We start from the raw sequence: 4,787 nt of genomic DNA on the forward strand, positions 1-4,787 counted from the left end.
GGGCCCGCGCCGCCGGCGACGAGGACGCGCTGCGGGCCGCGGCCGCGGCCGGGGACGCGCTGCTGCAGGTGGCGCGCAGCGTCGGCGCGCTGAACGTGGACGGCCTGCCCCGCACCTGGCTCGGATACGAGGGACAGGCGTGGCTGGCGCGCGCGGAGGCCGAGCGGCGGCGCATCGACGGCCTCTACGACGTGGAACTGTGGCGCAGGACGGTCGACCTGTTCACCTACGGCGACCCGGACGGCGGGTTCGTCTACGAGGTGGCGCGGTCGCGGTGGCGGCTGGCGGAGGCGCTCGCCGAGAACGGCGACCGGGACGAGGCGGCGGCCCAGTGGCGGTCGGCCGTGCGGACCGCCGAACGCCTCGGCGCCAAGCCGCTGCTCGCGGCCCTGCACGACCTCGGCACCCGCGCCCGCCTCGGCGGCGCCGCCGCCCGCACGCCATCCGCCCCGTCCGGCCCGCTCTCCTCCCTCACCGCACGGGAGCGGGAGGTGCTGAAGCTGGTCGCGGAGGGCCACAACAACCGGGAGATCGCGGCGGCGCTGTTCATCTCCCCCAAGACGGCGAGCGTGCACGTCTCCAACATCCTCGCCAAACTGAACGTCACAAGCCGCACCCAGGCCGCCGCCCTCGCCCACCGCGAAGGCATATGACCCCGCGAAAACTCCCGCTCATAGCGGGGGCCGGAAAAGGTGATCTTGCGTTGGAGGGTGGGGTTCAGTAATCTGCGGTTCGTGACTGCCGGGTCGGCCTTGGGCCATGAGCGAGTGAGGTTCCCGGCCTCCGAGTGAGGTCGGGGCGGGCACGCGGCCCGCCTTTTCCGCTTGCGTTCTCCCCTCTTCTCTTTACGCACGTCGTGCGACGTCAGCGGGCATGCCCGTGTCTTCGGCGTGTCGTTCTTCATTGTTTCTTCAGCCATGGGCGCGTGTCGTTTCTGTGGCTTATTCGTCATGCCCGAAAACAGGTCAGGAGACAGATGGATTTCAACAGGCAGGTCATTGCGGAGTTCCGCGCCAACGGCGGGCGGGTCGGCGGGCCGTTCGAGGGTGGGCGGCTGCTTCTGCTGACGACGACGGGGGCGCGGTCCGGCGCCCGGCACACGACGCCGCTCGGTTATCTGCCGGACGGGGACGGACGCGTCCTCGTCATCGCGTCGGCCGGAGGCGCGCCCAAGAACCCGGCATGGTTCCACAACCTGGCCGCTCACCCGCGCGTCACGGTCGAAAGCGGCGCCTTCACGTATGAGGCGGACGCCGTCATCCTCGAAGGGGACGAGCGGGATGCCGCGTTCGCGCGGGCCGTGGAGGCCGATCCCGGGTGGGGCGAGTACGCGGCCAGGTCGGGGCGGACGCTGCCCGTCGTCGCGCTGGTCCCGGTGGTGGCCGGGCCGCCCGCCGGGCCGGAGTCGCCGAGCGCCATGCTGGTCGCTGTGCACGACGCGTTCCGCAGGGAGCTGGCGCTGATCCGCGGGGAGGTCGCGGCGTCGGGGGCCGGGGTGGGCGCGCAGCTGCGGGTCAACTGCCTGACGCTGTGCCAGGGCCTGGGCAACCATCACATGGGCGAGGAGCAGCAGATGTTCCCGCTTCTGGAGCGGCGGCATCCGGAGCTCGCGCCGGCGCTGGCGCGGCTGAAGGACGAGCACGAGACGGTGAAGGGGCTGCTGGACGAGCTGCGCCGGGTCCTCGACGGGGGTGAGGCGGCTTCGCTGCTCGCGGAGGTCGAGCGGCTCACCGCCGCGCTGGAGGCGCACCTGGATCACGAGGAGGAGCGGCTCGTCCCGCTGCTGGACACGCTCGGCCTCTGAGAGCAGGCCGGAGGCGGCACGTGCGCGCGGTGCCGTGATCAGCGCGTGACAGGGGCCGGTAGATCTTCACGGGGCATTCGTTATTTCCGCTACTAGCCGCTCGCCGGCGGTCCTGCAATTCTTTGTTCCGGACACGCCAACGGGCGGGCCAAAGCGGAAGGGAATGCGGCCGTGGACAAGGGGTATGAGCTTTACTGCCTCGCGGATGAGGTGTTCTATGACGCTCCCCCTGTCACCCGCCGCACGGACTTCGCCATCACGGGACGTGATCTTCCGGAGGGCTGGGAACAGGTCTTCGGCGACGAATGGGTGGTCTATGTTCCGCCGGAGCAGCGCGCCCCGGCGCAGGGCTGGAAAGTACATGTCACCGGGTGCGCGGAAAGCGCCGAGCGGATTCTTTCCGGGACGTGGGAGTACTGCGTCGCGGGCGGCATCGAGTTCAAGCACCTGCGCGGTCCGGGAACGCTGCGGATGCGGAACGCCAAGTACGCGCCGCGCGGCGCGAGCGGCAAGCTCGTCACCATCTACCCCGCGGACGAGCGCGAACTGGAGCGGGTGCTGACCGGACTCGGCGCGGCGCTGGACGGCCTTCCCGGCCCCTACATCCTCAGTGACCTGCGCATCGGCGGCGGGCCGCTGCACGTGCGGTACGGCGGGTTCGCCGAGCGGCGGTGCCTGGACGAGCAGGGCAGGCTCGTGCCCGCGCTGGAGAACGGCGCCGGCGAACTGGTGCCCGACCGCCGCGCTCCCGTCTTCTCCGTCCCCGACTGGGTGAGCCCGCCCGCCTGTCTCGAACCGCACCTCAAGGCGCGCGGCGCCACGACGACGGCCGATCTTCCGTACCGGATCGAGAAGGCCCTGCATTTCTCTAACGGCGGCGGGGTTTATGCGGCGACCGACACGAGGACCGGGGTCAGAGTCGTCCTGAAGGAAGGGCGGCCGCATGCCGGACTCGCCGCCGACGGGGCCGACGCCGTCACCCGGCTCGAACGAGAACGCGATGTTCTCCGGAGGCTCAGCGGAATCGAGGGCGTGCCCGCCGCGCTCGACTGGTTCACGCTCGGGGAGCACCATTTCCTCGTCCAGGAGTTCATCGAGGGACGCACGCTCAACACGTTCTTCGCCGAACGCCATCCGATGCTCGATCCCGAACCGGATCCGGAGAAGACCGCCGAATACACGAAATGGGCGCTGCGCGTCCACGAAGGGGTGGAACGCGTCGTCACCGCGATCCACGAGCGCGGCGTGGTGTTCAACGACCTGCACATGTTCAACGTGATGGTCCGCCCGGACGACTCGGTCGCGCTGATCGACTTCGAGACGGCGGCGCCCGCGTCCGACGGCGGGCGGCAGACGCTGGCGAACCCCGCGTTCCTCGCCCCGCGGGACCGGCGCGGCATCGACGTCGACCGCTACAGCCTGGCCTGCCTGCGGCTCGCCCTGTTCGTCCCGCTGACGACGCTGTTCGTCATCGACCGGGGCAAGGCGCGGCAGCTCGCCGACCTGATCGCCGAGAACTTCCCGGTGCCGCGGCCGTTCCTGGACGAGGCCGTCGCGGAGATCGCGCGGGACGTCCCGCCGGTGGCCGTGCCGGAGTTCGTCCCGGACGCGCCCGGCTGGGTGCGCGCCAGGGACGCCCTGTCCCGCGCCGTCCTCGCGAGCGCGACCCCGGACCGGGACGACCGGCTGTTCCCCGGCGACGTGGAGCAGTTCTCCGGCGCGTCCCTCGGGCTCGCGCACGGCGCCGCCGGCGTCCTGTACGCACTGGACGTCACGGGCGCGGGCCGTTTCCCCGCGCACGAGGAGTGGCTGGCCGAGCACGCCGCCGCCCCAAGGCGCGGCACCGGCCTAGGCCTCTACGACGGGCTGATGGGCGCCGCCCACGTGCTGGCCCGCCTCGGTCACGAGGACGCGGCGCTCGCCGCCGTCCGCCACTGCCTCGGCGAGAAGTGGGAGCGGCTCGGCGACGACCTCTACGGTGGCCTGCCCGGTTTCGCGCTCGTCCTGGACGACCTCGCCGACAGGACGGGCGACGCCTCCCTGCGCGCGGCGGCCCGCCGCGCCGTCGGGATCGTCGCGGAGCGGTCGCCGGACGGGCCGAGCGCGCGTCCCGGCCTCATGCACGGCGGGGCCGGTGCGGCGCTGATGTTCGTCCGGGCCCATGAGCGCACCGGCGCCCCGCGGCTTCTCGACCTCGCCGCCGCCGCGCTGCGCCGCGACCTCGCCGCCTGCGTCACCGACCACAACGGCGCGCTGCACGTCGACCAGGGCAGCCGGGTGCTGCCCTACCTCGGGCGCGGCAGTGCCGGCATCGGCCTGGTCCTGGACGAGTACCTCGCGCACCGGCCGGACGAGGAGTTCGAGACCGCGCGCAAGGCCGTCCGCACGGCCGCGATGTCGCGGTACTACGCGCAGCCCAGCCTGTTCAGCGGGCGCGCCGGGATGCTGCTCTACCTGGCCCGCCACGACCGCGACGACCCGCGCGTGGCGGGGCACGTCCGCGACCTGGCCTGGCACGCGCTGCCGTACGGCGGCGGGCTGGCGATGCCGGGAGAGCACATGTACCGGCTGTCGATGGACCTCGCGACCGGCACCGCCGGGGTGCTGCTCGCGCTCGGCACGGCCCTGCACGACACGCCGGCCGGGCTGCCGTTCTTCGGGACGGCTCACGAACCCCCCGCGGGAACCCCCGCGGCGGTCACCTCTATCCAGCCCGAAAGGGGGTGAAGGATATGGCGCTTCTCGACCTTCAGGGAATGGTGAGCGAGAACGGCGGTGGCGGCGGTAACAGCAGCCTCAGCCTGCTCTGCCACAGCTCTCACAGTGTCACCATCTGCCTGTGACGGCCGCTGACGGCCATGGTCCCCTCCACGGGGGGCCATGGCCGTCCTCGTCATGGAGACCCTCATGACCGCTGAACCCGTGCCGGCCGGTGCGAACCGGCTGCTGCTGCGCGCCACCGGGCGCGCCCGCGGCTGGACGG

4 protein-coding genes are annotated in these 4,787 nt (G+C 72.3%); all 4 read left to right on the plus strand.

The window, feature by feature from the left end; all coding sequences use genetic code 11:
* On the plus strand, window positions 1-653 hold a 653-nt coding region (locus AF1_RS31965; RefSeq protein ID WP_303621262.1), incomplete at its 5' end, for a helix-turn-helix transcriptional regulator.
* A 323-nt stretch (window positions 654-976) separates the two neighbouring features.
* Window positions 977-1,804, plus strand: coding sequence for a nitroreductase/quinone reductase family protein (locus AF1_RS31970; protein ID WP_067807979.1), 828 nt, complete (start codon window positions 977-979; stop codon window positions 1,802-1,804).
* Between the two features lie 171 nt (window positions 1,805-1,975).
* A complete protein-coding gene (gene lanKC, locus AF1_RS31975; protein WP_084263528.1) occupies window positions 1,976-4,531 on the plus strand; it encodes a class III lanthionine synthetase LanKC in 2,556 nt (851 codons plus the stop codon).
* A gap of 5 nt (window positions 4,532-4,536) precedes the next feature.
* A complete protein-coding gene (locus AF1_RS35015; protein ID WP_131732834.1) occupies window positions 4,537-4,647 on the plus strand; it encodes a SapB/AmfS family lanthipeptide in 111 nt (36 codons plus the stop codon).
* Window positions 4,648-4,787 lie beyond the last annotated feature (140 nt).

This window comes from Actinomadura formosensis NBRC 14204 (genome assembly GCF_001552155.1).
Lineage (GTDB): Bacteria > Actinomycetota > Actinomycetes > Streptosporangiales > Streptosporangiaceae > Spirillospora > Spirillospora formosensis.